Annotated in this window: 24 protein-coding genes; 6 read left to right on the forward strand and 18 right to left on the reverse strand. The window is 44.6% G+C overall.

What is annotated here, in order from left to right:
• Positions 1–39: 39 nt before the first annotated feature.
• The 4 genes from O3620_RS02810 to O3620_RS02825 all read right to left on the reverse strand — a co-directional run bounded on the left by O3620_RS02810 (position 40) and on the right by O3620_RS02825 (position 3977).
• Positions 40–375, reverse strand: a complete 336-nt coding sequence (locus O3620_RS02810; RefSeq protein ID WP_002903845.1) for a hypothetical protein — start codon at positions 373–375, stop codon at positions 40–42.
• A 78-nt stretch (positions 376–453) separates the two neighbouring features.
• Positions 454–864 carry a peptide deformylase gene (locus O3620_RS02815; RefSeq protein WP_002919606.1) on the reverse strand — a complete coding sequence of 137 codons (411 nt, stop codon included), beginning with the start codon at positions 862–864 and terminating at the stop codon, positions 454–456.
• 46 nt (positions 865–910) lie between these two features.
• Positions 911–1810, reverse strand: a complete 900-nt coding sequence (scrK, locus tag O3620_RS02820) for a fructokinase ScrK (protein WP_032912993.1) — start codon at positions 1808–1810, stop codon at positions 911–913.
• Positions 1811–1964: 154 nt separating this feature from the next.
• Positions 1965–3977: a sucrose-specific PTS transporter subunit IIBC gene (locus O3620_RS02825; RefSeq protein ID WP_002919608.1), complete on the reverse strand. Its 2013-nt coding sequence runs from the start codon at positions 3975–3977 to the stop codon at positions 1965–1967.
• Between the two features lie 195 nt (positions 3978–4172).
• Here O3620_RS02825 and O3620_RS02830 point away from each other — a divergent pair, with 195 nt between their 5' ends.
• Together O3620_RS02830 and O3620_RS02835 are read left to right on the forward strand one after the other, a co-directional pair.
• Positions 4173–5627, forward strand: a complete 1455-nt coding sequence (locus O3620_RS02830) for a sucrose-6-phosphate hydrolase (RefSeq protein WP_002919610.1) — start codon at positions 4173–4175, stop codon at positions 5625–5627.
• Complete coding sequence (locus tag O3620_RS02835; protein WP_002919611.1) at positions 5608–6573, forward strand: LacI family DNA-binding transcriptional regulator; 966 nt, start codon at positions 5608–5610, stop codon at positions 6571–6573. Before O3620_RS02830 ends, O3620_RS02835 begins: the two co-directional genes overlap by 20 nt.
• 94 nt (positions 6574–6667) lie before the next feature.
• On the opposite strand, the gene O3620_RS02840 is transcribed toward O3620_RS02835, so the two are convergent.
• The 6 genes from O3620_RS02840 to uvrA all read right to left on the reverse strand — a co-directional run bounded on the left by O3620_RS02840 (position 6668) and on the right by uvrA (position 16119).
• Positions 6668–10384, reverse strand: a complete 3717-nt coding sequence (locus O3620_RS02840; protein WP_002919613.1) for a pullulanase — start codon at positions 10382–10384, stop codon at positions 6668–6670.
• A 234-nt stretch (positions 10385–10618) separates the two neighbouring features.
• Positions 10619–11050 (reverse strand): transcription antitermination factor NusB, encoded by a 432-nt coding sequence (nusB, locus tag O3620_RS02845; protein WP_002919615.1) that lies wholly within the window; start codon positions 11048–11050, stop codon positions 10619–10621.
• The gene (locus O3620_RS02850) at positions 11043–11432 is read right to left on the reverse strand and encodes an Asp23/Gls24 family envelope stress response protein (protein WP_002896484.1); all 390 of its coding nucleotides are present in this window, start codon (positions 11430–11432) and stop codon (positions 11043–11045) included. Before O3620_RS02850 ends, nusB begins: the two co-directional genes overlap by 8 nt.
• A 19-nt stretch (positions 11433–11451) precedes the next feature.
• Complete coding sequence (gene efp / locus O3620_RS02855) at positions 11452–12012, reverse strand: elongation factor P (protein WP_002896485.1); 561 nt, start codon at positions 12010–12012, stop codon at positions 11452–11454.
• Positions 12013–12073: 61 nt separating this feature from the next.
• Positions 12074–13135 carry a Xaa-Pro peptidase family protein gene (locus O3620_RS02860; protein ID WP_002919616.1) on the reverse strand — a complete coding sequence of 354 codons (1062 nt, stop codon included), beginning with the start codon at positions 13133–13135 and terminating at the stop codon, positions 12074–12076.
• Between the two features lie 152 nt (positions 13136–13287).
• Entirely contained in the window at positions 13288–16119 is a 2832-nt protein-coding gene (uvrA, locus tag O3620_RS02865) for an excinuclease ABC subunit UvrA (RefSeq protein WP_371601409.1), read from the reverse strand.
• Between the two features lie 128 nt (positions 16120–16247).
• On the opposite strand from uvrA, the gene O3620_RS02870 reads away from it, so the two are divergent.
• Entirely contained in the window at positions 16248–17192 is a 945-nt protein-coding gene (locus tag O3620_RS02870; RefSeq protein ID WP_002896489.1) for a magnesium transporter CorA family protein, read from the forward strand.
• 18 nt (positions 17193–17210) lie between these two features.
• On the forward strand, positions 17211–17885 hold the full coding sequence (locus O3620_RS02875; protein ID WP_002919618.1) for a DUF1129 domain-containing protein: 675 nt from the start codon (positions 17211–17213) through the stop codon (positions 17883–17885).
• A 17-nt stretch (positions 17886–17902) separates the two neighbouring features.
• Here O3620_RS02875 and O3620_RS02880 read toward each other — a convergent pair whose 3' ends face one another.
• The 8 genes from O3620_RS02880 to hutI form a co-directional block, all read right to left on the reverse strand.
• Positions 17903–18112, reverse strand: coding sequence for a DUF1648 domain-containing protein (locus tag O3620_RS02880; protein WP_002919619.1), 210 nt, complete (start codon positions 18110–18112; stop codon positions 17903–17905).
• Positions 18112–19722, reverse strand: a complete 1611-nt coding sequence (locus tag O3620_RS02885) for an ABC transporter permease (RefSeq protein ID WP_371601410.1) — start codon at positions 19720–19722, stop codon at positions 18112–18114. The genes O3620_RS02880 and O3620_RS02885 overlap by 1 nt, the downstream gene beginning before the upstream one ends.
• Positions 19649–20362 carry an ABC transporter ATP-binding protein gene (locus O3620_RS02890; protein ID WP_371601411.1) on the reverse strand — a complete coding sequence of 238 codons (714 nt, stop codon included), beginning with the start codon at positions 20360–20362 and terminating at the stop codon, positions 19649–19651. Before O3620_RS02890 ends, O3620_RS02885 begins: the two co-directional genes overlap by 74 nt.
• A 142-nt stretch (positions 20363–20504) precedes the next feature.
• On the reverse strand, positions 20505–21161 hold the full coding sequence (locus O3620_RS02895) for a TetR/AcrR family transcriptional regulator (protein ID WP_002919623.1): 657 nt from the start codon (positions 21159–21161) through the stop codon (positions 20505–20507).
• 53 nt (positions 21162–21214) lie between these two features.
• A complete protein-coding gene (gene rpsR / locus O3620_RS02900) occupies positions 21215–21454 on the reverse strand; it encodes a 30S ribosomal protein S18 (protein ID WP_000068664.1) in 240 nt (79 codons plus the stop codon).
• Between the two features lie 36 nt (positions 21455–21490).
• The gene (locus tag O3620_RS02905; RefSeq protein WP_002919624.1) at positions 21491–21985 is read right to left on the reverse strand and encodes a single-stranded DNA-binding protein; all 495 of its coding nucleotides are present in this window, start codon (positions 21983–21985) and stop codon (positions 21491–21493) included.
• Positions 21986–21996: 11 nt separating this feature from the next.
• Entirely contained in the window at positions 21997–22287 is a 291-nt protein-coding gene (gene rpsF, locus O3620_RS02910; RefSeq protein ID WP_002896497.1) for a 30S ribosomal protein S6, read from the reverse strand.
• Between the two features lie 178 nt (positions 22288–22465).
• Entirely contained in the window at positions 22466–23731 is a 1266-nt protein-coding gene (gene hutI, locus O3620_RS02915; RefSeq protein WP_002919625.1) for an imidazolonepropionase, read from the reverse strand.
• Positions 23732–23930: 199 nt separating this feature from the next.
• Here hutI and O3620_RS02920 point away from each other — a divergent pair, with 199 nt between their 5' ends.
• Entirely contained in the window at positions 23931–25961 is a 2031-nt protein-coding gene (locus tag O3620_RS02920; protein ID WP_371601412.1) for a urocanate hydratase, read from the forward strand.
• 114 nt (positions 25962–26075) lie between these two features.
• Positions 26076–26975: a glutamate formimidoyltransferase gene (gene ftcD, locus O3620_RS02925; RefSeq protein WP_371601413.1), complete on the forward strand. Its 900-nt coding sequence runs from the start codon at positions 26076–26078 to the stop codon at positions 26973–26975.
• Positions 26976–26989: the final 14 nt, after the last annotated feature.

Consider the following 26989-nt stretch of genomic DNA (forward strand, 5'->3'; position numbering starts at 1 on the left):
TCAAACTGACAAACAGCCTAAAAATTGATTGGTCCCGCATTAAAATTTTGAAGAAGAAGCGAGGAATAGAGCCCCTCCAATGATAAGGAGAATGCCTGCAATCCAGCCTATAAATGGAATGGGCGCGATGTTGCTGCTTCCGACGATAAGGAGGACGCCCGCTGCGACACTGAAACGCATTTGACCTTTGTAATAAGCCAAGGAAGTAATTCCCAAGCCCAGAGCTGCCAATTTAATCACCGCTCCCAGTAAATTCAGGCCAGAATCACCTAGTAGGGCTGAAAAAGGAACAAAAAAGATATTCGAGAGCAGCAAAATAGTCCCTCCAATCAAACCAACCAGACCGCTTATCAGTGCTAAAGTTTTTGTTTTCATTTACATCTTGCCTCCTTCAATATTATTCTGCTAATTATCTCTAATTTTAGACATTTTTTGCAATTTTGTCAAATTTTTCTAAATGATAATCCCTTCCAAATGATCCAATTCATGCTGGCAGATTTGGGCTGGCAATCCTTTCAAGGTCATGGTCTGCTGCTGCCAATTTTTATCCAGATAATCGACTGTGATTTCCTGATAACGTTGAGTGAGACGGCTTCCAGTCAGGGACAAGCAGCCCTCTTCTGTCTGATAAGGCCCTGATTTATAGCGCAGCACCGGATTAAACATGACTACCGGCACCAAGCCATATAGAAAGATAATGACCCGCTTGCGCACGCCAATCATATTGGCTGCGAGCCCCAGACAGTTTTCTCGATTGGTCTGCAGAGTATCCTGCAAGTCTTGAGCCAGATAAAGGTCTTCTCTACTAGCCTGCTCTGATGGCTGCTGTAGGAAGAAAATATCTTTGACAATTGCTTTTTCCATTACTTTCCCTCATAGAGAAAGGCCTGATAAATCAGAACCCATAAGCTTATTTTGCGTGGCGCTCACTAACTTCTTTAGCCAGTACAAAGTTCCCCAGCGTTGCGGAGCCATTCCCAGCCACAGCCGGTGTCACGATATAGTCACGAACATCGGGAACTGGCAAATAACCATTCAGAAGAACTGTGAATTTCTCACGAACCCGATCCAGCATGTGCTGCTGAGCCATAACCCCGCCACCAAAGACGATGACATCTGGGCGGAAAGTCACTGTCGCCTGAATAGCCGCCTGAGCGATATAGTAAGCTTGAATATCCCAGACAGAACTATTAAGCTCGATGTTTTCTCCCCGCACTCCGGTCCGCGCCTCTAAACTTGGCCCAGCTGCCAATCCTTCCAAACAGCCATTGTGGAAAGGACAAACGCCATTGAACTCTTTTTCCACATCCATAGGGTGCTTAGCTACATAATAGTGTCCCATCTCTGGGTGACCTGTCCCACCTACAAATTCGCCCCGCTGGATAGCACCGGCACCGATTCCTGTCCCAATCGTATAATAGACCAAATTTTCAATACGGCCGCCAGCATTGTTGCGGGCTACTACTTCACCATAAGCTGAGCTATTGACATCCGTCGTAAAGTAAATGGGCACATTGAGGGCCCGGCGCAAAGCTCCGACAATATCCACATTAGCCCAATGTGGCTTAGGAGTAGTCGTAATAAAGCCGTAAGTCTTTGAGTTGGGATCAATATCAATTGGCCCGAAAGATCCAACAGCCAGACCAGCTAGATTGTCGAAACGAGAAAAGAACTCAATCGTCTTGTCTAGCGTTTCAATAGGCGTGGTCGTTGGAAACTGTGTCTTTTCAACAACTTCAAACCGTTCATCGCCTACAGCACAGACAAACTTAGTGCCACCAGCTTCCAAACTTCCATACAATTTTGTCATTAGAAAACCTCTTTTACATTTGATTTCTACTCTATTCATTATAGCATATCTCTGGTAGACTTTTGTTAAAAACCATCCTCTTGAAACTCTTACAGACAGAGGTATTTTATGAGAAAAACGAACAAATCAATTTTTGTTCGTTTTCTACATTTCATTAAGCCTTGACTTCGATTACTGCGTCACCTTTAGCTACTGCTCCTTCTGCTACTGGAGTCACAGAAGCGTAGTCTGCTGTATTGGTAACGATGACCATAGTCGTATCATCCAGACCAGCGGCTGCAATTTTCTCAGCTTCAAATGTTCCCAGAACATCACCAGCTTTGACCTTGTCGCCTTGAGCAACTTTTTGATTAAAGCCTTCACCATTCATAGACACTGTGTCGATTCCAACGTGAATCAGAATTTCAGCACCATTAGCTGTCTTCAAACCATAAGCATGGCCAGTCGCGAATGCAATCGTAACTTCTGCATCAGCCGGAGCATAAACCACACCTTCACTAGGCTTGATAGCAATTCCTCGTCCCATCGCTCCGCTAGAGAAAACAGGATCATCAACATCGCTCAAAGCTACTGCCTGACCAACAATTGGAGAAATAATTGTTTCATCTTGGAGGGAAGCTGGCATGTTACCAGTTGTTTCTTCTTCGACCAGTTCCTCAGTTTCAGCTTTTTCTTCAGCAGTTTCTTCGTCTTTATAACCGAACATATAAGTCAGTACAAAACTCAAACCAGTTGTTAAAACAACCATAAAGATATATTGCAACAATTGACCATTCAGGTAAAGGAGAGTACCTGGAATAATTGTGATACCGAAACTTGTACCTGCAAGCCCCATAATAGAAGCCAACCAGCCACCAACGGCACCGGCACCCAGTCCAATTACAAAAGGTTTAACAAAGCGCAAGTTAACCCCGAAGATAGCTGGCTCAGTAATACCCAATCCTGCAGAAAGTGCTGCTGGGAAGGCAAGAGCCTTGAGTTTTTTAGATTTTGTCTTCACAGCTACAGCCAAAGTCGCACCAGCTTGAGCTGTCATAGCAGCAGTGATAATCGCATTAAATGGATCTTTCCCAGTTTGAGATACCAACTGAGATTCCAGTAAGTTGAAGATGTGATGAACACCAGTTACGACAATCAGCTGATGCACAGCACCGATAATTAATCCAGCAAGACCAAACGGAAGGCTAAGAAGGAACTCTGTTCCATTTAAAACATATGACTCTACAATGTGGAAGACTGGGCCAATCACAAAGAGTCCCAGAATAGACATGACAAGGAAAGTAAGGAATGGAACAAGAAGAAGATCCAAAACATCTGGAATTTTCTTGTGCAGCCATTTTTCAAATTTTGCACCAAACAAACCTACAAAGAAGGCTGGAAGCACAGAGTTTTGGTAGCCAACTACTGGAATAAAACCAAAGAAGTAAATTGGGTGAACTTTTGTTGCTGTAACTTCGCTGGTAAATTTCAAACTTCCTAGAACATCCATATTAGCAATTTTGTCTAAAATGTCCTTAGAAGGATCAACAGCAAATTTAGTAGCCTGACCAGCTACCTCCCAAGCATTTGGAAGTGCTGAGTTAACCATCATTAGACCAAGAACCAAACCAATGATTGGGTTTCCGCCAAAAACTCTAAAAGCCGACCAGCAAATCAAAGCAGGGAAGAAAGCGAAGGCAGTATCAGTTAAGACTACTGTATAAGTATAGAAGTCAGTTGCTTTGAAAGCATCCGCAGTAGTACCAAACAAAGCTAAAACTTGATCCTGAGCAATTGCTCCACGAACTCCCATGAAAAGTCCTGTCGCAACAATAGCTGGAAGAATTGGTACAAATACATCACCAAATGTACGGATGGCGCGTTGGAACCAATTCCCTTGCTTAGCGGCTTCTGCTTTCATATCATCTTTTGATGAAGTTGGTAATCCTAAGGCTACAACTTCGTCATAGATTTTATTAACCGTACCGGTACCAAAGATAATCTGGTATTGGCCTGAGTTAAAGAAGGCACCCTGAACTTTTTCCAGATTTTCGACAGTATTTTTGTCGATTTTACCTTCATCTTTAACCATCACGCGTAAGCGAGTCGCACAGTGAGCCACACTGTTAACATTCTCACGTCCGCCAAGGGCTTCGATGACTTTTTTTGCAATGTCAGTATTATTCATTTGCAAAAATCTCCTTATAAATATTTTTAACTTTTGAAAGCGATTTTATCGCCTTTACGAATATTATTTTACCATGATTCAAAAATATGTCAAGCGTTTTGCAGAAAAAATATTTTTTCACTGTTAAATGTTGATTTTTCATCGGAAAACGTTTACTATAGTAATAAGAAATAATATGATTCGGAGGATAAAAGATTGGCTTGGACGACTGAAAAACGCTACAAACGCTATGAAGACTGGACTCAGGAAGAGCTACAGCACATCAAAGACAATATCGCTAAATCTCCTTGGCGGGCTAATTACCATGTAGAGCCTCAAACAGGTCTGCTCAATGACCCCAATGGCTTTTCTTATTTTGACGGCAAGTGGGTGGTTTTCTACCAAAACTTTCCTTTCGGAGCAGCTCACGGTCTCAAGTGCTGGGTCCAGATGGAAAGTGACGACCTAGTTCACTTCACGGAAACTGGCCTTCGGGTGCTGCCAGATACTCCTCTAGATAGCCACGGCGCCTATTCTGGCTCTGCCATGCAGTTTGACGACAAGCTCTTTCTCTTCTATACTGGCAATGTTCGTGATGAAAACTGGGTGCGTCATCCTTATCAAATCGGTGCCTTGTTAGACAAATCAGGCAAGCTGGAAAAAATTGACAAGGTCTTGATTGAACAACCTGCTGAAGCGACTGACCACTTCCGCGATCCGCAGATTTTCAACTACAAAGGACAATTCTATGCTATCGTCGGAGGACAAAATCTAGACAAGCAAGGCTATGTTAAGCTTTACAAGGCTGTTGATAATGACTATACCAACTGGGAAGTCATTGGCGATTTGGACTTCGCCAATGACAAGACAGCCTATATGATGGAGTGTCCTAATCTAGTCTTTATCAATGACCAACCAGTCCTGCTCTATTGCCCTCAAGGTTTGTCTAAGGATGTACAGGACTACGGCAACATTTATCCAAACATGTATAAAATAGGTCAATCGTTTGACACAAACAAAGCTGCTATGATTAATCCTAGTCCTATCCAAAATCTGGACTACGGTTTCGACTGCTACGCGACCCAAGCTTTTAACGCACCTGACGGTCGCGTACTGGCTGTCAGCTGGCTAGGCTTGCCTGATGTGGAATACCCATCTGACCGCTTCGACCATCAAGGTGCCTTCTCCCTCGTCAAGGAATTAAGTCTGAAAGACGGCAAACTTTACCAATACCCAGTGCCAGCTATTAAGGATTTGCGAGCAGAGGAACAGCCTTTCGCTGCTTTGACAGAAAGCAAGAACAGCTACGAACTAGAGCTGAATCTCGCTGCGGACACCGAGCACGAAATCGTCCTCTTTGCAGATAAGGATGGCAAGGGGTTACGCATCAATTTTGACCTCAAAGCAGGTCTAGTAACGGTTGATCGTAGTCTGGCAGGTGAGCCATTCGCTCTGGACTTTGGAACCAGCCGAAGCTGTAATATTGACAAAGAAGCAACGAGCGCTACTATCTTCATCGATAAATCAATTTTTGAAATTTTCATCAATAAAGGAGAGAAAGTATTTTCCGGCCGTGTCTTCCCGAGAGAAGACCAGACAGGCATTGCTATTACTAAGGGCAATCCAACCGGTACTTACTATGAATTAGATTATGGTCGCAAAGCTAACTGATGTAGCAAAACTAGCAGGAGTCAGCCCCACAACTGTTTCCCGCGTCATCAACAGAAAAGGCTACTTGTCTGACAAAACGATTTCTAAGGTTGAGGCAGCCATGCGAGAATTGGCCTACAAGCCCAACAATCTGGCACGCAGTCTCCAAGGAAAATCAGCCAAGCTAATTGGACTCATTTTCCCTAATATCAGCAATGTCTTTTATGCAGAATTGATTGGTAAGCTGGAGCATGAACTCTTTAAACAAGGCTATAAAACCATCATCTGTAATAGTGAGCATGACTCTGACAAGGAGCGTGAATACCTTGAGATGTTGGAAGCCAACCAGGTGGACGGCATCATATCTGGCAGTCACAATCTAGGCATCGAGGACTACAATCGTGTGACAGCACCAATCATTGCCTTTGACCGCAATCTCTCGCCGGATATCCCAGTTGTCTCCTCAGACAACTATGGTGGCGGAGTGCTGGCAGCTCAGACCTTGGTCAAGGCTGGAGCGCAAAACATCATCATGATTACCGGCAATGACAATTCCAACTCACCAACCGGCCTGCGCCATGCTGGCTTTGCTTCCGTCCTGCCAGACGCATCGATTATCAATGTATCAAGTGATTTTTCTCCCGTCCGAAAGGAAATGGAAATCAAGCAAATCCTCAGTCAAACTAAGCCCGATGCTATTTTTGCTTCAGATGATTTGACAGCCATCTTAATTATGAAAGTCGCTCAGGAGCTAGACATCCAGATTCCTGAAGATTTGAAAATCATTGGCTACGACGGCACCTACTTTGTAGAGAACTACTACCCGCAGCTAGCAACTATCAAGCAGCCACTGAAAGATATCGCCCGTCTCTCTGTAGACCTACTCCTCAAAAAAATAGCCGGCCAAGAAGTCCAAACGACTGGCTATTTTCTGCCAGTCAGCCTCTTGCCTGGTAAGAGTGTTTGAAACTTATATAAACAAGGAAAGACGACCTCCATTATTGGAAGTCGTCTTTATTAGCCATAGTCTAAAAATTTCTCACAGGGCATTCATCAAATTATTACTGTTTCTTTCTAAAGGTTAACAGACCGGCCAGGAAAGCAAGGAAGCCACCTAAAAGTGCCAGTAGGGAAGTATTTGTTCCAGTTTTTGGCAAGGCTTTTTCTGTTTGGCTAGCCGCTTCTTTTACTTCTGAAGCCTGAGGTTTTTGCGCATCCAAGGATAAAGCCTGAGGCTGAGCGTTGGCTACAGAAGCGGCAGACAGCTGCTCTTCTTGAGCCGCTGGAGCTTGGTTTTTTTCTTCCTGAGCTGGGTTCGCTTTTCGAAGTCGCAAAATAGTCGCTGTGAGCGGAGCTAGAGCTAAACCATTGCTGTTTCTGGTAATACCTGCTGGATCAGAAATGGCTGTCACTCCTGCGGTATTGCCATCTGCCACAACTTCTGCACCTGCTAGATGCTTGTAGGCTTCACCAAAGTTGAATTGTCGTTCCTTGGTGTCCGCATTGACAAAGACAGCATAAATATCGCCATTCGACGCAACCACTTGGTAGCCGAGTACAAGGTCTTCTTTCTCAATACCATCCGTACCAGGCTGGGTGATGAGGGTCACATTTTGCTCCACTTCATCTTTGGAGCTGCGGGTAAAGGCATCCGTTGATTTCCGCAAGGCAATCAAGCCTTTCATATAGGCCCGACTCTTGGCATTTTCAGGGAACTTCTCCGAATCAGTCGCCTTGGTCCAGTCAAAGTGGTTGACCGCGTCGCTCGAATCATAAGAATCATGGATGAAATACGGATAGTCAAACGGCGTACCATCCTCATTGGTCAACAAATGCGCTTTGTTTGGAACCTTGTCTTCTGAGACCGGATATTTATAATCGGGATCACGGAATTGCTTGGTCCGGCCGTACTCTTGACCAGAGTGGATAAATGGTGTCCCTTGTGAAGTCAGAATCATCAGATTTCCCAGACGTAAGCGGCGATGAATCTCTTGATAGTTGGCAACCACCGCCGGATCTTTCTTGATTGACTGGGCAATGATATCAAAGAGTGTCAGATTATCATGGGCTGCGATGTATTGGATCACATCCCCTGGACTATCCGCCTCAAAATTGGTTGGCTGCGCCTTGATGTTTTTGAAGACATTTTCCACACTGCGTTTGCCACCGGTGATAAAGGCTGGTGTTCCCTCATTTGGATAACCTGATTTCAAGGTATTGCGAATATCATCCGAGAAAACCGCTACCGTGTCTGTTGACTGCATCCAAGATTGGTCAGCAGGCTGGACAGCTTTATTTTCATCACCTGCATAAGTCTTCCAGCCCTCACCCAGCATAATGAGATTTGGATTCAGCTTCTTGGCTTCTTCAAAGGCTTTTTGGATGGACTCAGCATCATGGTCCCCCATCATATCAAAACGGAAGCCATCTACTTTGTACTGCTCTGTCAGGTACTTGATCGAATCCACCAAGACCCGTCTGCTCATATAGTGAGTAGTACCCAAGCGACCGCCGCCAAAGCTGGATCTCGGTGTACCATCCGCATCCATAAAGTGGTAGTAATTGGGCTCCAAATCCTCAAAGATAGAGGTTTTAGCCGTATGATTATAGACCACATCCAGGATAACACCCATGCCACGCTTGTGAATTTCGTTGACAAGGTTTTTGAATTCCTCAATGCGCTTGGCTGGATCTGTCGGTGCGCTAGAGTACATACCTGTCAGCGAGAAGTAGTTTTGCGGGTCATAGCCCCAGTTATAGTTGCTGTTGCTGGAAGCATACTTGTCCATGCGCTCAGCATTTTTCAGCTCATTTACAAAGTAATAACTTAGAACTGGCAAGAGCTGAACGTGGGTCACTCCCAAGTCTTTCAAATAATCCAATTTCTCAATGAAAGCTGAGAAGGTTCCAAATTGAGATTTCAAATCCTTTGAGATAGCTGGATCAGAGGTGAAATCACGAACGTGTGCCTCATAAATCAAGGCATCTTCCCGCTTCTTGAAGTTCGGAATAGTAGCATAGGTCAGGTCTTTCGGTCCATATTCACTTGGATCTACAAAGGCTGCCTTGGCAATCTTGTAGGCATCCCCCTTGTCCGCATCTTCACTGTTCCAAGCGGCTAAAGACTTGGCATAAGGATCCAGCACAAGAAACTTTTTGCCGCCACGAGTAATTTCATAATGATAGAAATACCCTCGATAGTCTGAAATCCCCAGACCGCTCTCAGGCGTCAACCTGCTCATCCATGTGCCAGACTCCCCTTTCTGCATAGCGTGGCGTCCAACAACCTTGTTCTGATCCTCTTTGTCGTAGACTACCAAATCAACTTGGTCCGCACTTGGTGACCAGAAGGTTACATCTACTTGTTTGCCCGCTTGAGAAACACGCGCTCCCAATTCACCATCATACTTATAAATACTATCCTTCAGCTGCCAGTTCATGCTAGTTTTGAATTGATCATTGCCATATTTGATAAGGTAGGGTGACTGGGCTTGGTTAAAATCACCAATGAATTTGGCACTTTTAGTCTTAGGATCTAGAACCACATCTTTAACAGCAACTTCATTGCCATCTTTGTCTGTAATCTTTAAGTTCTTTAAAATGTCCTCTTTTTTGGCATTTTCTAAGGTAGAAAAACTGGCTTCAATCTCGGTCAAGCCTATATGCTGGGCTCCCGTCATACGAATATCGTTGACAAAGTAAGGGTTGGTATAAACTGTCGGATCCGCATCACGCAAGAAAATTTGGCTGTTTTTCTCCAAATTCGTGAAATTATAATCCTGATTTTGAATCTTCACATCATCTCCTGATTTGCTTTCGTCTAAAAGTAAGAAGCCAATCGTCTTTGCAGCATCTTTCAATGGAACATCTACATAGCGACCATATTTCCCAGTATTTTCAAAATCCACTCCGTTAGGCCAATTCTTGCTCGGGTTTTGGACATCTCCCCAGAGCCAGAGCGACTTCTTATCATACTGCCCATCTGTACGATAGTAGTTGATTCGAACCATTCCTTTTTTCAAAGGCTCATAAGTATGAGGTTGATAGTCTGTGTCAAACCAAACCTCATTCATCTGAGGACTGAGCAGCTCAACTGTCTTATCACCCGTAATATTTTGCCCTGCTGTATTATTGATTAGAAGGCTGATTTTGCTTCTTTTCTCAGCCATTTTAACATCAAGATAATAGCCGTAGTCATCTTCTTTAGCAGTCGCAAAGCTAGTCGCTCCGGTCGGCCAACCTCCCTTTTGGCTAGAAGGCGTCTCGACATCATCCCAAGTCCACAGGCCCAAGCTATCTAGATTTTGTGAGGGTAAAGTTTTGAAATGAAAGCGAATATTGCCTTCTTCGATAGCATCTTTCGCCGAAGTATCTGATACTGCTGGTTTATTACTTGCTTCTTGCTTCTCTTTTTCAGTGGGAGCAGCAGTTTCCCTTGCATCTTGCCCAGTTCCTTCTGAACCTGCATTAGCTTGCGCTTGATCTGCTAGCACACCAGTTGGAGCAGCCTGCTCTGTGGCTCCCGCTCCTAAACTACCTGCCTCTCCAGTTTTTTCTTCATCTGCTGACTTAGGTTGGGCTGCCGCATTTACATCAGAGACTGCTTCTGTTGCTGGGCTGGTAGCTGTGCTCGCCTCATCCGCTTGGACTAGCTGAGCATTCCCCAGTAGGAATCCTGAGGCAATGACAACAGAGGCTACTCCTACTTTTAAGCGACGGATGCCGAAATAATGACGCTTTTCCCCCATCCGAGACTGTAGGTGATCGTTATTTTTCATAAACAGAAAACTCCTTTATTTTTTCTTATAGAGAACATCTATGCAAACGTTTTCTGTATTTATTATACCGATTCTTTTTCAAGTTGTAAAGGCTTTCAATAAGAGTTTTTCTCACTCAGATACTTCATGCTCTCTGTACGGATTTTGATGATTCGATAAGCTATTTGCGATTCAAACAACAATTGACAAGCAAAAAAAGCCAAGACACTTGTCTCGACCTTCATTTTATTCAACTTATTCAACGATAAATTGACTCAAAATCCCATTAATGAACTTACTGGACTTTTCGTCAGAGAATTGCTTGGAAAGCTCAATGGCTTCGTTGACTGCTACCAACTGTGGGGTGTCAAACTCTGTAATCTCAAAGATACCCAAACGCAGGATATTTTTCTCTACCAGCGTCAGACGATCCACTGTCCAGCCCTTTTTGAGGTGCTGGGCAATTTTCTTGTCCAAGTCGTCCTTGGACTGGACCACACCGGAGACCAGATTGAGCAGGAAGGCTGGAATATCAGCTTCCGCCACTTTGTCTGCCTCTTCGTCCTTATCATAAGAATAGGCAAAGCGACAAGCTTCCACAAGATCCCCTTCATACTCTAGGCTCATCAGGGCCTGAAAAGCCCGCTGGCGCAGACCTCTTCTGGATTCCAATAGTATATCAGTCATTGAGGAAGTCCTCATCAAATAGATCTTTCAAGTCTGGCTTCGGTGCCTTTTCTGGAACAATGCCTGCCACATGGATATTGACAGCAGACAGCTCTACCTCAGCCATATCAAAAACAGCGCTTTTTACAGCCTTCTGAATCGCTACTGCAACAGTCGGAACGCTGACACCGTATTCCAAATACAGGTAGATGTCCACAGTCACATCACCTGTCTCATCGGTATGAAGTGACACTCCGCGACCGAGTGAGCGCATAGAAAGACTGTCTGACATACTCTTATTTGCGAAGGAATAAACACCTTCTACCTTTGCTGTTGCAATGGCAATGATTTTTTCCAAAACACGTGGCGCAATGACGATTTCACCTAATTGTTCAGCTGCCATAGTTATTACCTCTTCTATATTATGCGCGAGAAACGTAAGTTCCTTCTGCAGTATTGATAATTAATTTTTGTCCAACTTCGATGAAGTCTGGTACGTTGACAACAAGACCTGTCTCCAGTGTAGCTGGCTTACCAGATCCGGTAACAGTAGCTCCCTTGATAGATGGCTGAGTATCAGTCACGACCAATTCAACTGTTGTTGGTACAGTCACACCAATCACTTCTGTTCCGTAGAACTGGATTTTCACATCAGAGTTTTCAAGGATGAATTTCAATTCTTCTTCTACATTGACTACTGGAATTTCATATTGATCATAAGTCTCAGTATTCATGAAATAAGCAGTGTCATCCATTTGGTACAAGTATTGAGCTGGAACAGTTTCAATAATGGCTTGTTCAAATTTTTCTTCTGGACGGTAGCTGGTATCAAAGGTAGAGCCAGTACGAACATCGCGCAACTTCATCCGCATAATCGTATTTCCCTTACCTGGCTTGTGGTGGCTCGCTTCCAAAACGCGGATGAGTTTTCCATCAGCTGTTTCGAAGGTCATTCCAGCTTTCAGCTTACTTGCTTCAATCATTCTATATTACCTCTTTTTAAAATTATATTTCTACTTATTCTATCATAAAGACTGATAATTCTCAAATAACAATCAACTCTTTCGGCGCAAGAGTTAGGACTTCGCAGCCTGTTTCTGTGATGAGGAGATCGTCTTCGATGCGGACACCGTATTTGCCGTCCAGATAAATACCCGGCTCATCAGTCAGGACCATGCCCGCCTCAATCGGCTCTTCTGACTTGCCAAAGTAAGGAATTTCATGTATATCCAGGCCGATACCGTGGCCAATCCCATGGCTAAAGTAAGGACCGTAGCCAGCATCGTTAATAATCTGCCGTGGAATCCGGTCAAAATCAATCCGGCTAAGACCAGCCTTAGCAGATTCTATCAGGGCTTGATTGCTGCGCAGGACAATATCATAGATTTCCCGCTCTTCATCTGTCACTTGCCCCACATGAACAGTCCGCGTCATATCGCTGACATAGTGGTTGTAGTAGCAACCAAAGTCCATGGTCAGGGTTTCCCCTTTTTGAATGACCTTGTCACTAGCCACACCATGCGGCATAGCAGAGCGGTAACCCGAAGCGATGATGAAGTCAAAAGAGGCACCTGAAGCACCTAGCTGGCGCATACGGGCATCTAAAAAGTTCATAACGGCCAGCTCTGTCGTCTCACCAGGCTTGATAAAATCCAGTACATCCAGGAAGGCTTGGTCCGAAATCTGACAGGCCTTGCGAATAGTCGCGATTTCTTGCTCATCTTTAATCATGCGCAGATTTTCAATAAAGCCCGTCATAGGAACCAGCTCGTAGGCAGAGAAGACACTTTCCAGCATTTTGAAGTAGGCATAGGAAATTTCATCGTCAAAACCGATTTTTTGCAGCTTGTCATCCGCAATAATCTTGACAATCTCTCTAATCGCGTCGCGGGTTTCGACAATATCAAAACCTTGGACTACTCCCTTGGCAATCAGTGTATAGCGCGCATCCGTCAGGAAAATCCGACGATTCTTGCTGATAAAAACTGTCGCTTCTGTCCCGCTGAAGCCAGTCAGATAGTAAACATTTTTCAGATTGGTTACTAAAACAGCATCGCATTCTGTCTGAGCCAATGCTGCTTCAAACTTTTCAACTCTTGATAACATGAGCCACCTCCATGAAATAACTAAGTTTATTATATCAAAAAACAAGTCAAATAGGGCATTTTTTGACAAACCTTATCTAGGGCTTAGAATCCGACGAGCATTCTCTGACATGAAAAATCCCTGTTTTTAATACCAAACAGGGATTTGATGAATTATTTTATGTGCAGCTTACCTTTCAAGTACTGGCCGGTATAGCTGGCTGGATTGGCTGCGACTTCTTCCGGTGTACCCGTCGCAATAATCGTACCGCCACCGACACCGCCTTCCGGTCCTAAATCGATGATATGGTCAGCTGTCTTGATGACATCCAGATTGTGCTCGATAACGAGTACTGTATTGCCATCGTCCACAAAGCGAGATAGCACATGAAGGAGCTTGGCAATGTCTTCAGAATGCAGACCTGTGGTCGGCTCATCCAAGATATAGAAGGACTTGCCAGTCGAGCGCTTGTGAAGCTCGCTGGCCAGCTTCATCCGCTGGGCTTCACCACCTGACAAGGTCGTGGCTGGCTGCCCCAGAGTCACATAGCCTAGTCCCACATCCTTGATTGTCTGGAGTTTACGGGCAATCTTAGGAATATGCTGGAAGAATTCTACCGCATCATTGACTGTCATGTCCAGAACCTGAGCGATATTCTTCTCCTTGTAGTGGACTTCCAGAGTTTCGCTATTATAGCGGGTGCCGTGGCAGACCTCGCAGGCCACATAGACATCAGGCAGGAAGTGCATCTCAATCTTGATAATCCCATCACCCGAGCAGGCCTCACAGCGGCCGCCCTTGACATTAAAGCTGAAACGTCCCTTCTTGTAGCCGCGAATCTTGGCTTCATTGGTCTTGGCAAATAGATCGCGTATATCATCAAATACTCCAGTATAAGTAGCCGGATTAGAGCGCGGTGTTCGGCCAATCGGACTTTGGTCAATATCAATCAGTCGATCCACATGCTCAATGCCGCTGATTTTCTTGAACTTACCTGGCTTGGCAGAATTACGGTTGAGTTTTTGGGCGATGGCCTTTTTAAGGATAGAGTTGACCAGCGTTGACTTACCAGACCCAGAAACTCCTGTCACAGCGATGAATTTTCCCAAGGGGAATCTAGCCGTGATATTCTGCAGATTATTTTCCTGAGCCCCCGTCACCTCGATAAAGCGGCCATTGCCTACACGGCGTTCCAATGGTAATGGAATCTCGCGCTTACCTGACAGGTATTGGCCTGTGATAGATTTCTTGCTCTTGGCCACTTGCGCAGGAGTGCCGGCTGCAACGATTTCACCACCGAAAACACCGGCTCCTGGCCCCACATCAATCAGCCAGTCAGCCTCCCGCATGGTGTCCTCATCGTGCTCAACTACAATGAGGGTATTGCCTAGGTCACGCATCTTCTTGAGGCTGGCAATTAGGCGGTCATTATCACGCTGGTGCAAGCCAATAGAGGGTTCGTCCAGAATATAGAGGACGCCACTCAAGTTCGAGCCGATCTGAGTCGCCAAGCGAATCCGCTGACTCTCACCCCCTGATAAGGTTCCAGCCGAGCGAGACAAAGTCAGGTAATTAAGGCCAACGTTATTAAGGAAGGTCAGGCGATCATGAATTTCTTTGAGAATAGGGCGCGCAATCGTAGATTCATTTTCAGTTAAGCTAAGCTTGTCCAACTGAAGCAAATGATCTGCAATGGACAAGTCTGAAATCTCACCGATGTGCAAGCTATCTTCGCCGCCAACCTTGACAGACAAGGCCTGGGGACTGAGTCGATAACCACGACAAGCTGCACAGGTCAGCTCATTCATATAAGCCCGCATCTGAGTCCGAGTAAAATCACTATTGGTTTCATGGTAGCGGCGGTTGATATTAGTGACAACCCCCTCAAAAGGAATGTCAATATCGCGCACGCCGCCAAATTCATTTTCATAGTGGAAATGAAACTCCCGCCCATCTGAGCCAAAGAAAATCAGCTGTTTTTCTTCCTCAGTCAGCTCCTCAAAAGGCTTATCCATATCAATTCCAAAGGCTGCCATGGCCTGTTCTAGCATCTGCGGATAGTAGTTGGATGATATGGGATTCCAAGGTGCTAGCGCTCCTTCGCGCAAGGTCTTGCCAGCTTCTGGCACAACCACATCTAGATCCACCTCCAGCTTAACCCCCAGACCATCACAGTCCGGACAGGAGCCAAAAGGCGCATTGAAAGAGAAGAGGCGTGGCTCCAGTTCTGGGACTGTAAAGCCACAGACTGGACAGGCGTAGTGCTCAGAAAAGAGCAGCTCTTGACCGTCCATGGTGTCAATCACCACATACCCCTCAGCAATCCGCAGAGCAGCTTCGACTGAGTCAAAGAGGCGGCTGCGTACCCCTTCCTTGATGACAATTCTGTCTACCACGACCTCAATATCATGCTGCTTGCTCTTAGAAAGCTCTGGCACTTCCGTCACATCGTAAATATCGCCATCCACGCGCACACGGACATAACCGTCTTTCTGAATCTTATCAAAAACGGTCTTATGCTGGCCCTTTTTCTTGCGAATGACCGGCGCTAATATCTGCAGCCGCTGACGCTCTGGCAATTCCAAGACCTTGTCAACAATCTGCTCAACAGACGAAGCCGTAATAGCTCCATGACCGTTGATACAGTATGGAGTTCCAACACGAGCATAGAGCAGGCGCAGGTAGTCATTGATTTCGGTAGCTGTTCCCACTGTTGAGCGGGGATTTTTACTGGTCGTCTTCTGGTCGATGGAAATAGCTGGACTGAGACCATCAATCGAGTCCACATCTGGCTTTTCCATATTGCCTAAAAACTGCCGAGCATAGGCCGACAGACTTTCTACATAACGACGTTGCCCTTCAGCATAGAGGGTATCAAAAGCTAGGCTGGACTTACCCGAACCGGACAGACCGGTCACCACAACTAGCTTGTCCCGTGGAATTTCTACATCAATATTTTTTAAATTATGAGCTCGCGCTCCATGAATCACAATTTTATCTTGCATCTTGACCTCGTTTCACTTATAAACCTTCTCCATTATAACAAATTTTTCTGCAAACTTTTGCCCCAAAAGCCCGAATTTGTAGTATAATAGTACGGTATGCAAAAAACACTCTGGGAAGGAAAAAGATCATGAAGCAAGTCTTTTTATCTACTACGACAGAATTCAAAGAGATTGATGCGCTCGAATCAGGCACTTGGATCAATCTTGTCAATCCTTCCCAGAGCGAATCAATCGAAATCGCCAACGCCTTTGGCATTGACATCACTGACCTGCGAGCGCCGCTTGATGCGGAAGAAATGTCTCGGGTCACCATCGAAGATGAGTACACACTGATCATCGTTGACGTGCCCATCACTGAGGAGCGGAATAACCAGACTTACTATGTCACGATTCCCCTTGGTATTATCATCACGGAAGAGGCGATTATTACCACTTGTTTGGAAAAATTACCTCTGCTGGATATCTTCATCCACCGGCGCTTGCGTAACTTCTATACTTTTATGAAGTCACGTTTTATCTTTCAGATTCTCTACCACAATGCCGAGCTATATCTGACAGCCCTGCGCTCCATTGACCGTAAGAGTGAGCAGATTGAAAGCCAACTGCACAAGTCCACACGAAATGAAGAACTGATTGAGCTCATGGAGTTGGAAAAGACCATCGTCTATTTCAAGGCCTCTCTTAAGACAAATGAGCGCGTGATTAAGAAGCTGACCAGCTCTACTAGTAATATCAAGAAATACCTAGAAGACGAGGACTTGCTGGAAGACACCTTGATCGAGACCCAGCAGGCCATTGAGATGGCTGATATCTACGGCAACATCCTCCACAGTATGACTGAGACCTTCGCCTCTATCATTTCTAATAATCAGAACAATATCATGAAAGCCTTGGCTCTGGTGACCATTGTCATGTCTATCCCGACCATGATTTTCTCAGCCTATGGGATGAACTTCAAAAATAACGAACTGCCTCTCAACGGTGAACCACATGCCTTCTGGATTATCATGTTCATCGCCTTTGCCATGAGTGCTTCGGTCATGGCCTATCTCATGCACAAAAAACTATTTTAACCTTTAGAAAGAACGCCTATGTCACAAGTATCCCTCGACAAACTCAGCAAAAAAAACAAAGAATTTATCCATATCGCGACTAATCAACTCCTACAAGATGGCAAATCTGATCAGGAAATCCAGACTATCTTAGAAGGTATTCTACCGGAAATCCTGGAAAATCAAACCAAAGGAATCACTGCCCGCGGCCTCTACGGAGCCCCAACTACTTGGGCAGCTTCTCTGACCGCAAAAGAGCGCTATGATGCCGAGCATCCAAAAGAAAATGACGATCCTAAATGGATGATGCTGGACTCTGTCCTCTTTATCTTTGGTTTCTTTACCCTCCTGACCTCAATCGTCAATCTAGCTTCCTCTCAGCCATCTGTCTATGGACTGACGACTCTCGTACTTGGAAGCATCGTCGGTGGTCTTTCTTTCTATGCCCTCTACCACTTTATCTACCGTTTCTACGGACCAGATAAGGACCGCAGCCAGCGCCCTAAGCTGCTCAAGTCCATCCTTACAATGGCAGCAGCTATTCTCCTCTGGAGCATGTCCATCGTATTGACTAGTCTCCTGCCTGAATTCCTCAACCCCCGCCTATCCAATATCGTAGTTGCTATTGTCGGCGCTATCACCCTAGCCCTGCGCTTCTATCTCAAAAAACGCTTCAATATCAAGAGCGCGACTATGGGACCGACGAGATATTAATATCACACAAAAAGAGGTCAGTGACCTCTTTTTGATTTGTTTCGAAAATATTTCCAATAAAGAGAGTAGGGAATGGGCAAACCGAGAATCAACCAAAAGCGATTGACAACAATGTCCGCCTTTCCTGCGCTGTTAAAATGAATGGGCACTTGCTCAGGCAGCAGGCAGATAATCAGAAATATGATTACTGCTAAGAGAAACAAAACGAATAAATCTTTCTTTTTCATTAGCCATGGACCTCCTTAAAATATCCTTGTTTTATTAAATGCCTATAAAGGACGGCTGCCAAAAGCAAAAGTCCAAAAGCTGAAACTCGCAGCGAAATCTCCAAGTCCATACCAAATAGTAAGGAAAAGCAAAGAGGGAACACAAGAACCAAGATGCCAATTCCTCCAGACAAGATAGCCGAAAAACTTTGCTTAATAACAATCATTTCATTGTCCCAGATGAACTTAGGATAATGAAAATTGACCACAAGTCCCTGAAGAGCTGTAAATAGAGAATAAGTCAGTGAAATAAGGAACAAATCCACTACTTGCAATCCTCCTAGCGAGAAACGCCAAACCAGAACAGGCAAGCCCAGCAGCAAGGCCGCGAAATGTAAGGACACCGTCAAGGCCAGCTTTGCCATCATTATCTGCCTCATAGAAACCGGGAGCGCCTGAAGCAGCCAAATCTCTTCACCCTCTAAGGAAATACTGACAGCCGCAGGATTGGAAATACTGAGACAGCCAGCCAGTAATAGGAGTAAAAATTCTCGGCTATCGCTGAGTCCAATCGAAGAAAAGAGGACATCAGGGCTCATAAAACAAAGTGAGATGGCTAAAACGATGATTAAAATGGTTCCCAGTCCACTATTGAGCATATAAAGATAGGAACTCATAAAATTCGCAATTTCTCTCCTATAAAGAGCCATAAAGGGAGACTTCTGCCAGCTTCTATAGACTTTGCTTTCTGACTTCATCCCTGTTATCATCTGATTTATTTTTAAATAATTTCTACTTAAATACCTTAGAAAAAGTCCTGTCAGAACAAAAGATATAAGCATCAACAGAAGGCTAGCCCACAAAAAATGCTGAGGGTTAAAAAACAAGCTTGCCGGAGGATAGAGAGAAGTCAGCTGCTTGGTAAGCAAGAGACCAACATTTTCTGCTGACAGTCCAGCTCTCATAGCCCATATACTGCCTGTTGCCAGCCCCAAAAGCAAGAGGAGAGAAAAAAGGAAGGCAACTAGATTTTTATGAGGGGCCTTTGAGGCTATGTAGGCAACGCACAAGCCAAGTAAAGAGGCTAAACAGAGAGGTAAAAGAGGGACAAATCCCATTAAAAGCAGATAAAAAAGCAACTCCAACAAGGACGCACCATATCTAAACCAAACGAGGCCTACTGGGAGCATGAGAAGGATGGCAAACACACTGTTCAAAAGATAAAGAAAAGCATATTTCTCATAGACGATTTCCCTAATACTGAGCGGCAATACGATGAGCCTGTCAAGTTCCTCTTGGTCAAACAAGATGCCATTTGACTGCATCAGACTGAAAAAGAAAATAATAAAACTAACCAAGGTAATCATATAGGCTGGAATCAAATTTGCCTGCCCCAACCTGACCAAACTCAAAGCCGTCAAAAGGTTATAGCCTGAAAATAGAAAAACAAGCAAGAAGAGCAGGCCAAGCTTAAAATACTTGCCCAACCCTCGTCCTTTCCTTAAATCATTAAGCGAAAATGTGCTGTATAATTGTACTTTTAAAAGCAAAAGAATATTAGTCATCATCCTGTAACTCCATAAATACTTGTTCCAAACTGAATGCCCCCTTAACTTCAGAGGTCTTTCCATTAGCCACCAAACGTCCCTTTTGCAGAATTGCTACCTTATTGCAGAGTTCTTCCGCAACCTCTAAAACGTGAGTAGAAAAGAAAATCGCATGCCCTTGACTTGCTAGCTCTCTCATGATCTGCTTAAAATAATATGCGCCTTTCGGATCTAAACCGACAAAAGGTTCATCTAAAATCAACAATTCTGGCTCATGCAAGAGGGCCGCTATTACTGCCAATCGTTGCTTCATTCCATGTGAATAAGCCGATATCAACTGATCCAAAGACGTATCCAGCTCAAACATTTTAGAATACTTTTCTATAGCTGCTTGCCTCTTTTCCATAGAAACCCTATAAATGTCTGCTACAAAATCCAAAAACTGCCTTGCTGTCAGATTTTTATAAAGGTCTGGGTTATCCGGCAGAAACGCTATCTTTTTCTTACAAAGCAAGGGCTCCTTCCTGATAGAGTGTCCGCAGATATAAATCTCTCCTTTATCAAAATCATGAATCCCAACAATGGACTTAATAGTAGATGTTTTACCTGCTCCATTGGCGCCGATGAAGCCATAAATATCCCCAGGCTCCACTATCAGACTAAGATCATCCACTGCCTTTTTATCGTTGCTATATACTTTTGTTAAATGTTCTATTTTTAACATGAATTTCTCCTTTTATTTAAACTGACATTTTGTCAGTATTGGCGTAAAATTTTTTTAAATATCAGGATTAAAAGATTGAAAATCCAAACTGACATTTTGTCAGTTCTATTTCTAAATAAAAGGCAGAAAACTGCCGATTATTCTAAAAAATAGATTCTTCTAATCCTAAGCTTCTTTCTAGGATTGCCTGGAAGCTGGTGAGATAATACTGCAAAGTCTCTGGTTTTTCCTGACTCATCTTGATATCATTGGACACAAAGACGTAGGCAGTCATGAGAAAAGAAGCCGTTTCATGTGAATATTTTAAATGAAAATCTCCTGATTTCTGTCCTTCCTCCAAGATATAAGTGAAGAAAACAATCATCCGTTCACAGAGTCTATGATAAAAGCGATCCAAGACATAACGATTCGTTTCTAAATTGACTGTTTCCTGCAAGACTTGATTTTCCTGTGTTCTGCTCTCCTCTGGGATAAGGGTTGCCTCAATAAAAGTTCTGATTTTTTCCTTAGCTCCGACATTTGGCTGATAGCTGATTGTTTCGAGCTTTCTCAGCAAGGGCTCAGAGTTCTTTTCAATCAGACAATAAAGAATATCTTCCTTATCCTTAAAATGATAGTAAAGCAGGCCTCGAGAAATTCCAAGCTTATCAATAATATCTTGAGTTCTAGTCTTTAGATAGCCTTTTTGGGCAAAGAGCTGCAAGGCTGCAGACATAATCTCTGCCCGCCGCACCTCTACTTCCTTTACATCACGCATGATTTCTGCCTCCTTGTGGTCAGTATAGCACTTAACTGACATTTTGTCAATGATAAAATAAAAAAACAGCAAGCTAGAGCCTGCTGTCAATTTAATTAGTCTTCATTTACGAAAGGCATCAAAGCCATTACGCGAGCGCGTTTGATAGCTGTTGTTACTTTACGTTGGTTTTTAGCTGAAGTTCCTGTTACACGACGAGGAAGGATTTTCCCACGTTCTGAAACGAAACGGCTAAGAAGCTCAGTATCTTTGTAATCAACATATTCAATTTTGTTCGCTGCGATGTAATCAACTTTTTTACGGCGTTTGAATCCGCCACGACGTTGTTGAGCCATGTGTTTTCTCCTTTATATTATAGTTAGTTTCAATCCTTAGAAAGGTAGATCGTCGTCTGAGATATCCATCGGGTTAGAATTGCCAAATGGGCTCTCATCACGAGAAAAGTTCGGTACTTGGTTAGATGAGTCTGCACTGCCATAACTTGGAGCAGAGCTGCCGCCGAAGCTGTTCCCACCGTAACCGCCAGATGACTGACCTTCACGGTTAGAGCGACTTTCCAAGAGTTGGAAAGTGTCCGCAACAACTTCTGTGACATAGACACGCTGGCCTTGCTGATTCTCGTAGTTACGCGTTTGAATACGGCCTGTAATTCCGATCAGGGCTCCTTTTTTAGCCCAGTTTGCAAGATTTTCTGCCTGCTGACGCCAGATGACAACATTGATAAAGTCTGCTTCTCGCTCGCCACTTTGATTTTTAAAGTTGCGATTGACAGCCAGAGTAAATGTTGCGACCGCTTGGTTCTGCGGAGTATAGCGAAGCTCGGCATCACGGGTCATGCGACCCACCAGTACAACGTTATTAATCATAGTCTACCTTCTTAAGCGTCAAGTTTGACGATCATGTGACGAAGAATGTCAGCGTTGATTTTTGAAAGACGGTCAAACTCTTTAAGAGCTGCATCGTCGTTTGCTTCAACGTTAACGATGTGGTAAAGTCCTTCACGGAAATCTTGGATTTCGTATGCAAGACGACGTTTTTCCCAGTCTTTTGATTCAACAACAGTTGCACCATTGTCAGTCAAGATAGAGTCAAAGCGTGCTACCAAAGCGTTTTTAGCTTCTTCTTCAATGTTTGGACGAATAATATAAAGAATTTCGTATTTAGCCATTGATTTTTCCTCCTTTTGGTCTAATGACCCCGAGACTTTGCAAGGGGTAAGTGAGGTTTGCTCACAAATAACTATTATAGCAGACTTCCAGCAGAATGGCAAGGGAAAGTTTTGATATAAAGAAAACTCTCCCTGTCACCAGAGAGAGTCCGAAAAATACGATTCGTTTTTAGATAGGCTAGACGATTCTTCCTTGATCGACGACCAGCTTTCCAGCCTTGTAGACCTGATGGGTCAGGTTAGTCGCAAAGAAATAAAGTGGATAGTCGATATTCTTAGCGTCTAGGATGGTAATGTCAGCCTGCTTACCAGTATCAAAGCTGCCAATCTTATCTTGACGGTTAACTGAGTAGGCCGCATTGATGGTTACAGCGTTAAGGACTTCCACTGGCGTCAGACGCATCATAAAGCAGCCCAGCTGCATGACGAACTGCAGATTAGCTGTCGGACAAGAGCCTGGATTGCTGTCGGTAGTCAGAGTGATGGCCATACCAGCTTCAAGCATCTTGCGGGCTGGTGCATAAGTATCTTCCATCAGACTGAAGGTAGTTGCTGGCAGGAGATTGCCGATAACCTTAGCTTCTGCCATCTTGCGAATGCCCTCATCAGTTGCTACCATCAAGTGCTCTGCACTAGTTGCTCCTAGCTCAGCTGCTACATCTACCCCGCCGATAGACTCGATTTCATCAGCATGGATACGAAGCTTGAAGCCCATTTCTTTAGCCTTAGAAAGCAAGTAGCGTGACTCGTCAGCTGTAAAGACACCTTTTTCACAGAAAATATCACAGAACTCAGCTAGATTTTCTGCCTTTACCCTAGGCAACATTTCCTTGACGATGAGCTCCAGATATTCCTGAGAGCGTCCCTTATATTCTGGTGGAACGGCGTGGGCAGCCATAAAGGTAGAAACGAGATCAATCTCGTGGTCACGGTCCAGAGCCCCAACGACATCTAGCTGGCGCTTCTCTGTTTCCCAGTCCAAACCATAGCCGCTCTTAGCCTCAACTGTTGTCACCCCATGCAGCAGCATATAGTCCAGCAGTCTCTTAGACTTATCATAGAGAGTGTCAAAAGAAGCTTCTCGTGTCGCCCGGACTGTACTGAGAATACCGCCGCCTTGGGCAAGAATTTCCAGATAAGGGACTCCGGCTAATTTCTTAGCAAATTCATGCTCCCGGCTGCCACCATAGACCAAGTGAGTGTGACAGTCGATCAAGCCAGGTGTAGCAATCTTGCCCTCATAAGACTGAATCTTAGTATCTGGTCCAACCAGACTGGCATCCGGCTCTCCACTGCCAACTGCTAGGATTTTGCCGTCTTTGACTGCAATGTAGCCGTCCTCTAAGACCTGAGCTTCCTTCATCTCTGCTCCAAAAAGGGGATGGCCGAGGTCCTTGGGACAGAAGACTTGATTAAAGTGAGTTAATAGTAAATCAGCAGTCATGCTTGTTCCTCCATTTCATTTTCCGACATATTTGCTTTTCATCATAATACACTATCGTCAAATTATAGTCAAAAGCTTGAAAAAGATAGGAGCCCCACTTTTTTTACTGTTTTTGTCATTTTCTTGACTCTTTATGGACGGGAGTCTTATAGAATGTAGGAGAAAGATATTTTACACTTGACTAAAAGGAGGATTTTTCATGTCATACTTTAGCGAAAATGAAATTGCAGCAGCAATGACCGTCAAATTAGACGATGTACTGCCTGAAAAAACAGTTTTCCAAGAAGGCATCCGCCGAGCACCTGACCGGGGCTTCCGTTTGACTCAAGCTCAAACCGAAATTGCTCTTAAAAATGCTCTTCGCTATATTCCAAAGAGATTCCATGAGGAAGTAATTCCAGAATTCTTAGAAGAACTGAAGACTCGCGGACGGATTTATGGCTACCGCTGGCGTCCAAAAGAACGCATCTACGGCAAACCAATTGACGAGTACAAAGGGAACTGTACTGCAGCCAAAGCTATGCAGGTCATGATTGACAACAACCTGAGCTTTGAAATCGCCCTTTATCCATATGAATTGGTTACCTACGGAGAAACTGGATCTGTCTGCGCTAACTGGATGCAGTACAACCTGATCAAGAAATACTTGGAAATCATGACCGACCATCAAACCTTGGTCGTAGAATCTGGCCACCCACTCGGACTCTTCAAGTCCAAACCAGAAGCACCTCGTGTTATCATCACCAACGGCCTCTTGGTCGGTGAATATGACAATATGAAGGACTGGGAAATTGCGGAAGAAATGGGCGTGACCAACTATGGTCAAATGACAGCTGGCGGCTGGATGTACATCGGCCCTCAAGGTATCGTCCATGGTACTTTCAACACCCTCCTCAATGCTGGGCGCTTGAAACTGGGTGTAGCTGATGATGGCGACCTGACTGGCAAACTCTTCATCTCTTCTGGTCTGGGCGGCATGAGTGGAGCTCAAGGGAAAGCGGCCGAAATTGCTAAAGCTGTGGCAATCGTAGCTGAAGTAGACCAATCTCGGATTGAAACTCGTCATTCCCAAGGCTGGATTAGCCAATTAGCCGAAAGTCCAAAAGAAGCAATCGAGCTAGCTCAAAAAGCTCTGGAAGCTGGCGAATCCACTTCTATCGCCTATCATGGTAACATCGTAGATCTCTTAGAATATGTCAACGAGAACAATATCCATGTAGATCTACTGTCTGACCAAACTTCTTGCCACAATGTCTATGACGGCGGCTACTGTCCAGCTGGTATCAGCTTTGAAGAACGGACTCGCCTTCTAGCCGAAGACAAGGAAACCTTTGCTAAGCTGGTTGACCAAACCTTAGAACGTCACTTCAAGGCGATCAAGACCTTAACTAGCAACGGCACCTACTTCTTCGACTATGGTAATGCCTTCATGAAGGCAGTCTATGACTCTGGCATCAAGGAAATTTCTAAGAATGGCTTTGACGACAAAGACGGTTTCATCTGGCCATCTTATGTAGAAGATATCATGGGCCCAATGCTCTTTGACTATGGTTATGGTCCTTTCCGTTGGGTATGTCTGAGCGGTAAGCACGAAGACCTAGTCGCTACTGACCACGCAGCTATGGAAGTCATCGACCCTAACCGCCGCTACCAAGACCGCGACAACTACAACTGGATCCGCGATGCTGAAAAGAACCAGTTGGTTGTTGGAACGCAGGCTCGGATTCTCTACCAAGACTGTATGGGACGCGTCAATATCGCCCTCAAGTTCAATGAATTAGTACGCGAAGGCAAGATTGGCCCTGTCATGATCGGCCGTGACCACCACGACGTATCTGGTACGGACTCTCCATTCCGTGAAACTTCTAATATTAAGGATGGTTCTAATGTTACTTGCGACATGGCGGTTCAATGTTACGCTGGTAATGCAGCCCGTGGTATGAGTTTGGTAGCTCTCCACAACGGTGGTGGAACTGGTATCGGTAAGTCTATCAACGGTGGTTTTGGCTTGGTACTGGACGGCAGCGAACGCATTGATGAAATCATCAAATCTGCTATCGCTTGGGATACCATCGGCGGAGTTGCACGTCGTAACTGGGCTCGCAATGAGCATGCTATTGAGACAGCTATCGAGTACAACCGTCTCCACCAAGGAACTGACCACATCACCATTCCGTACTTAACTGACGAAGATTTGGTCAAAGAATCTGTTAAGAAATTGTTCGAATAGGAAAAACTTGTCCCCCAACTTCTGAACTGAGCTAGATCTCACATCTAGCTCAGCTGGAAGTTCCACTTTATTCACTTTGTAATTTTAATAACATATAACACGAGGTAATATCTTATGTCAAAAATTGTTGAATGTATTCCTAACTTTTCTGAAGGCCGCAACCAAGCGGTTATTGATGGCCTAGTGGAAACAGCTAAGAGCGTGCCAGGCGTAACACTTTTGGACCACTCTTCTGATGCCAGCCACAACCGCAGCGTCTTTACCTTGGTCGGTGATGATCAAAACATTCAGGAAGTTGCCTTTCGTTTGGTCAAATATGCTTCTGAAAATATTGACTTGACCAAGCACCAGGGCGAACACCCTCGTATGGGCGCAACTGATGTCCTGCCTTTTGTACCGATTAAGGACATCACAAGTGAGGAATGCGTAGAAATTGCGAAGACTGTATCTGAGCGGATCAACCGTGAGCTCGGTATCCCTATCTTCCTCTATGAAGATGCAGCGACTCGTCCTGAGCGTAAGAACTTGGCTAAGGTTCGTAAAGGTCAGTTTGAAGGCATGCCTGAAAAACTCTTGGAAGCTGACTGGGCACCTGACTACGGTGAAAGAAAGATTCACCCAACTGCTGGTGTTACTGCTGTCGGCGCTAGAATGCCGCTCATCGCCTACAACATCAACTTGGATACAGACAATCTGGAAATTGCCAACAATATTGCCAAAATTATCCGTGGATCAAGCGGTGGCTACAAGCACTGTAAAGCCATCGGCGTTATGCTGGAAGACCGTAACATCGCTCAGGTTTCTATCAACATGGTCAATCTGGAAAAATTCCCACTCTATCGTGTCTTTGAAACTGTTCGCTTTGAAGCCAAACGCTACGGAGTTGGTATCCTAGGCTCAGAAGTCATTGGTTTGGCACCAGCTAAAGCTTTGATTGACGCAGCAGAATACTATCTGCAAATCGAAGACTTTGACTATGGCAAACAAGTTCTGGAAAACCATTTGCTGGGCTAGGAGGACAGAAACCT

The sequence above is a fragment of the Streptococcus sp. 27098_8_134 genome (genome assembly GCF_041431675.1).
Classification (GTDB): Bacteria; Bacillota; Bacilli; order Lactobacillales; family Streptococcaceae; genus Streptococcus; species Streptococcus sanguinis_R.

Bases quoted from the DNA above. Each gene is read 5' to 3' on its own strand.
- O3620_RS02810 (WP_002903845.1), bottom strand. From the start codon at position 375: ATGAAAACAAAAACTTTAGCACTGATAAGCGGTCTGGTTGGTTTGATT.
- O3620_RS02815 (WP_002919606.1), bottom strand. From the start codon at position 864: ATGGAAAAAGCAATTGTCAAAGATATTTTCTTCCTACAGCAGCCATCA.
- scrK (WP_032912993.1), bottom strand. From the start codon at position 1,810: ATGACAAAATTGTATGGAAGTTTGGAAGCTGGTGGCACTAAGTTTGTC.
- O3620_RS02825 (WP_002919608.1), bottom strand. From the start codon at position 3,977: ATGAATAATACTGACATTGCAAAAAAAGTCATCGAAGCCCTTGGCGGA.
- O3620_RS02835 (WP_002919611.1), top strand. From the start codon at position 5,608: ATGGTCGCAAAGCTAACTGATGTAGCAAAACTAGCAGGAGTCAGCCCC.
- O3620_RS02840 (WP_002919613.1), bottom strand. From the start codon at position 10,384: ATGAAAAATAACGATCACCTACAGTCTCGGATGGGGGAAAAGCGTCAT.
- nusB (WP_002919615.1), bottom strand. From the start codon at position 11,050: ATGACTGATATACTATTGGAATCCAGAAGAGGTCTGCGCCAGCGGGCT.
- O3620_RS02850 (WP_002896484.1), bottom strand. From the start codon at position 11,432: ATGGCAGCTGAACAATTAGGTGAAATCGTCATTGCGCCACGTGTTTTG.
- efp (WP_002896485.1), bottom strand. From the start codon at position 12,012: ATGATTGAAGCAAGTAAGCTGAAAGCTGGAATGACCTTCGAAACAGCT.
- O3620_RS02860 (WP_002919616.1), bottom strand. From the start codon at position 13,135: ATGTTATCAAGAGTTGAAAAGTTTGAAGCAGCATTGGCTCAGACAGAA.
- uvrA (WP_371601409.1), bottom strand. From the start codon at position 16,119: ATGCAAGATAAAATTGTGATTCATGGAGCGCGAGCTCATAATTTAAAA.
- O3620_RS02870 (WP_002896489.1), top strand. From the start codon at position 16,248: ATGAAGCAAGTCTTTTTATCTACTACGACAGAATTCAAAGAGATTGAT.
- O3620_RS02875 (WP_002919618.1), top strand. From the start codon at position 17,211: ATGTCACAAGTATCCCTCGACAAACTCAGCAAAAAAAACAAAGAATTT.
- O3620_RS02880 (WP_002919619.1), bottom strand. From the start codon at position 18,112: ATGAAAAAGAAAGATTTATTCGTTTTGTTTCTCTTAGCAGTAATCATA.
- O3620_RS02885 (WP_371601410.1), bottom strand. From the start codon at position 19,722: ATGGAAAGACCTCTGAAGTTAAGGGGGCATTCAGTTTGGAACAAGTAT.
- O3620_RS02890 (WP_371601411.1), bottom strand. From the start codon at position 20,362: ATGTTAAAAATAGAACATTTAACAAAAGTATATAGCAACGATAAAAAG.
- O3620_RS02895 (WP_002919623.1), bottom strand. From the start codon at position 21,161: ATGTCAGTTAAGTGCTATACTGACCACAAGGAGGCAGAAATCATGCGT.
- rpsR (WP_000068664.1), bottom strand. From the start codon at position 21,454: ATGGCTCAACAACGTCGTGGCGGATTCAAACGCCGTAAAAAAGTTGAT.
- O3620_RS02905 (WP_002919624.1), bottom strand. From the start codon at position 21,985: ATGATTAATAACGTTGTACTGGTGGGTCGCATGACCCGTGATGCCGAG.
- rpsF (WP_002896497.1), bottom strand. From the start codon at position 22,287: ATGGCTAAATACGAAATTCTTTATATTATTCGTCCAAACATTGAAGAA.
- hutI (WP_002919625.1), bottom strand. From the start codon at position 23,731: ATGACTGCTGATTTACTATTAACTCACTTTAATCAAGTCTTCTGTCCC.
- O3620_RS02920 (WP_371601412.1), top strand. From the start codon at position 23,931: ATGTCATACTTTAGCGAAAATGAAATTGCAGCAGCAATGACCGTCAAA.
- ftcD (WP_371601413.1), top strand. From the start codon at position 26,076: ATGTCAAAAATTGTTGAATGTATTCCTAACTTTTCTGAAGGCCGCAAC.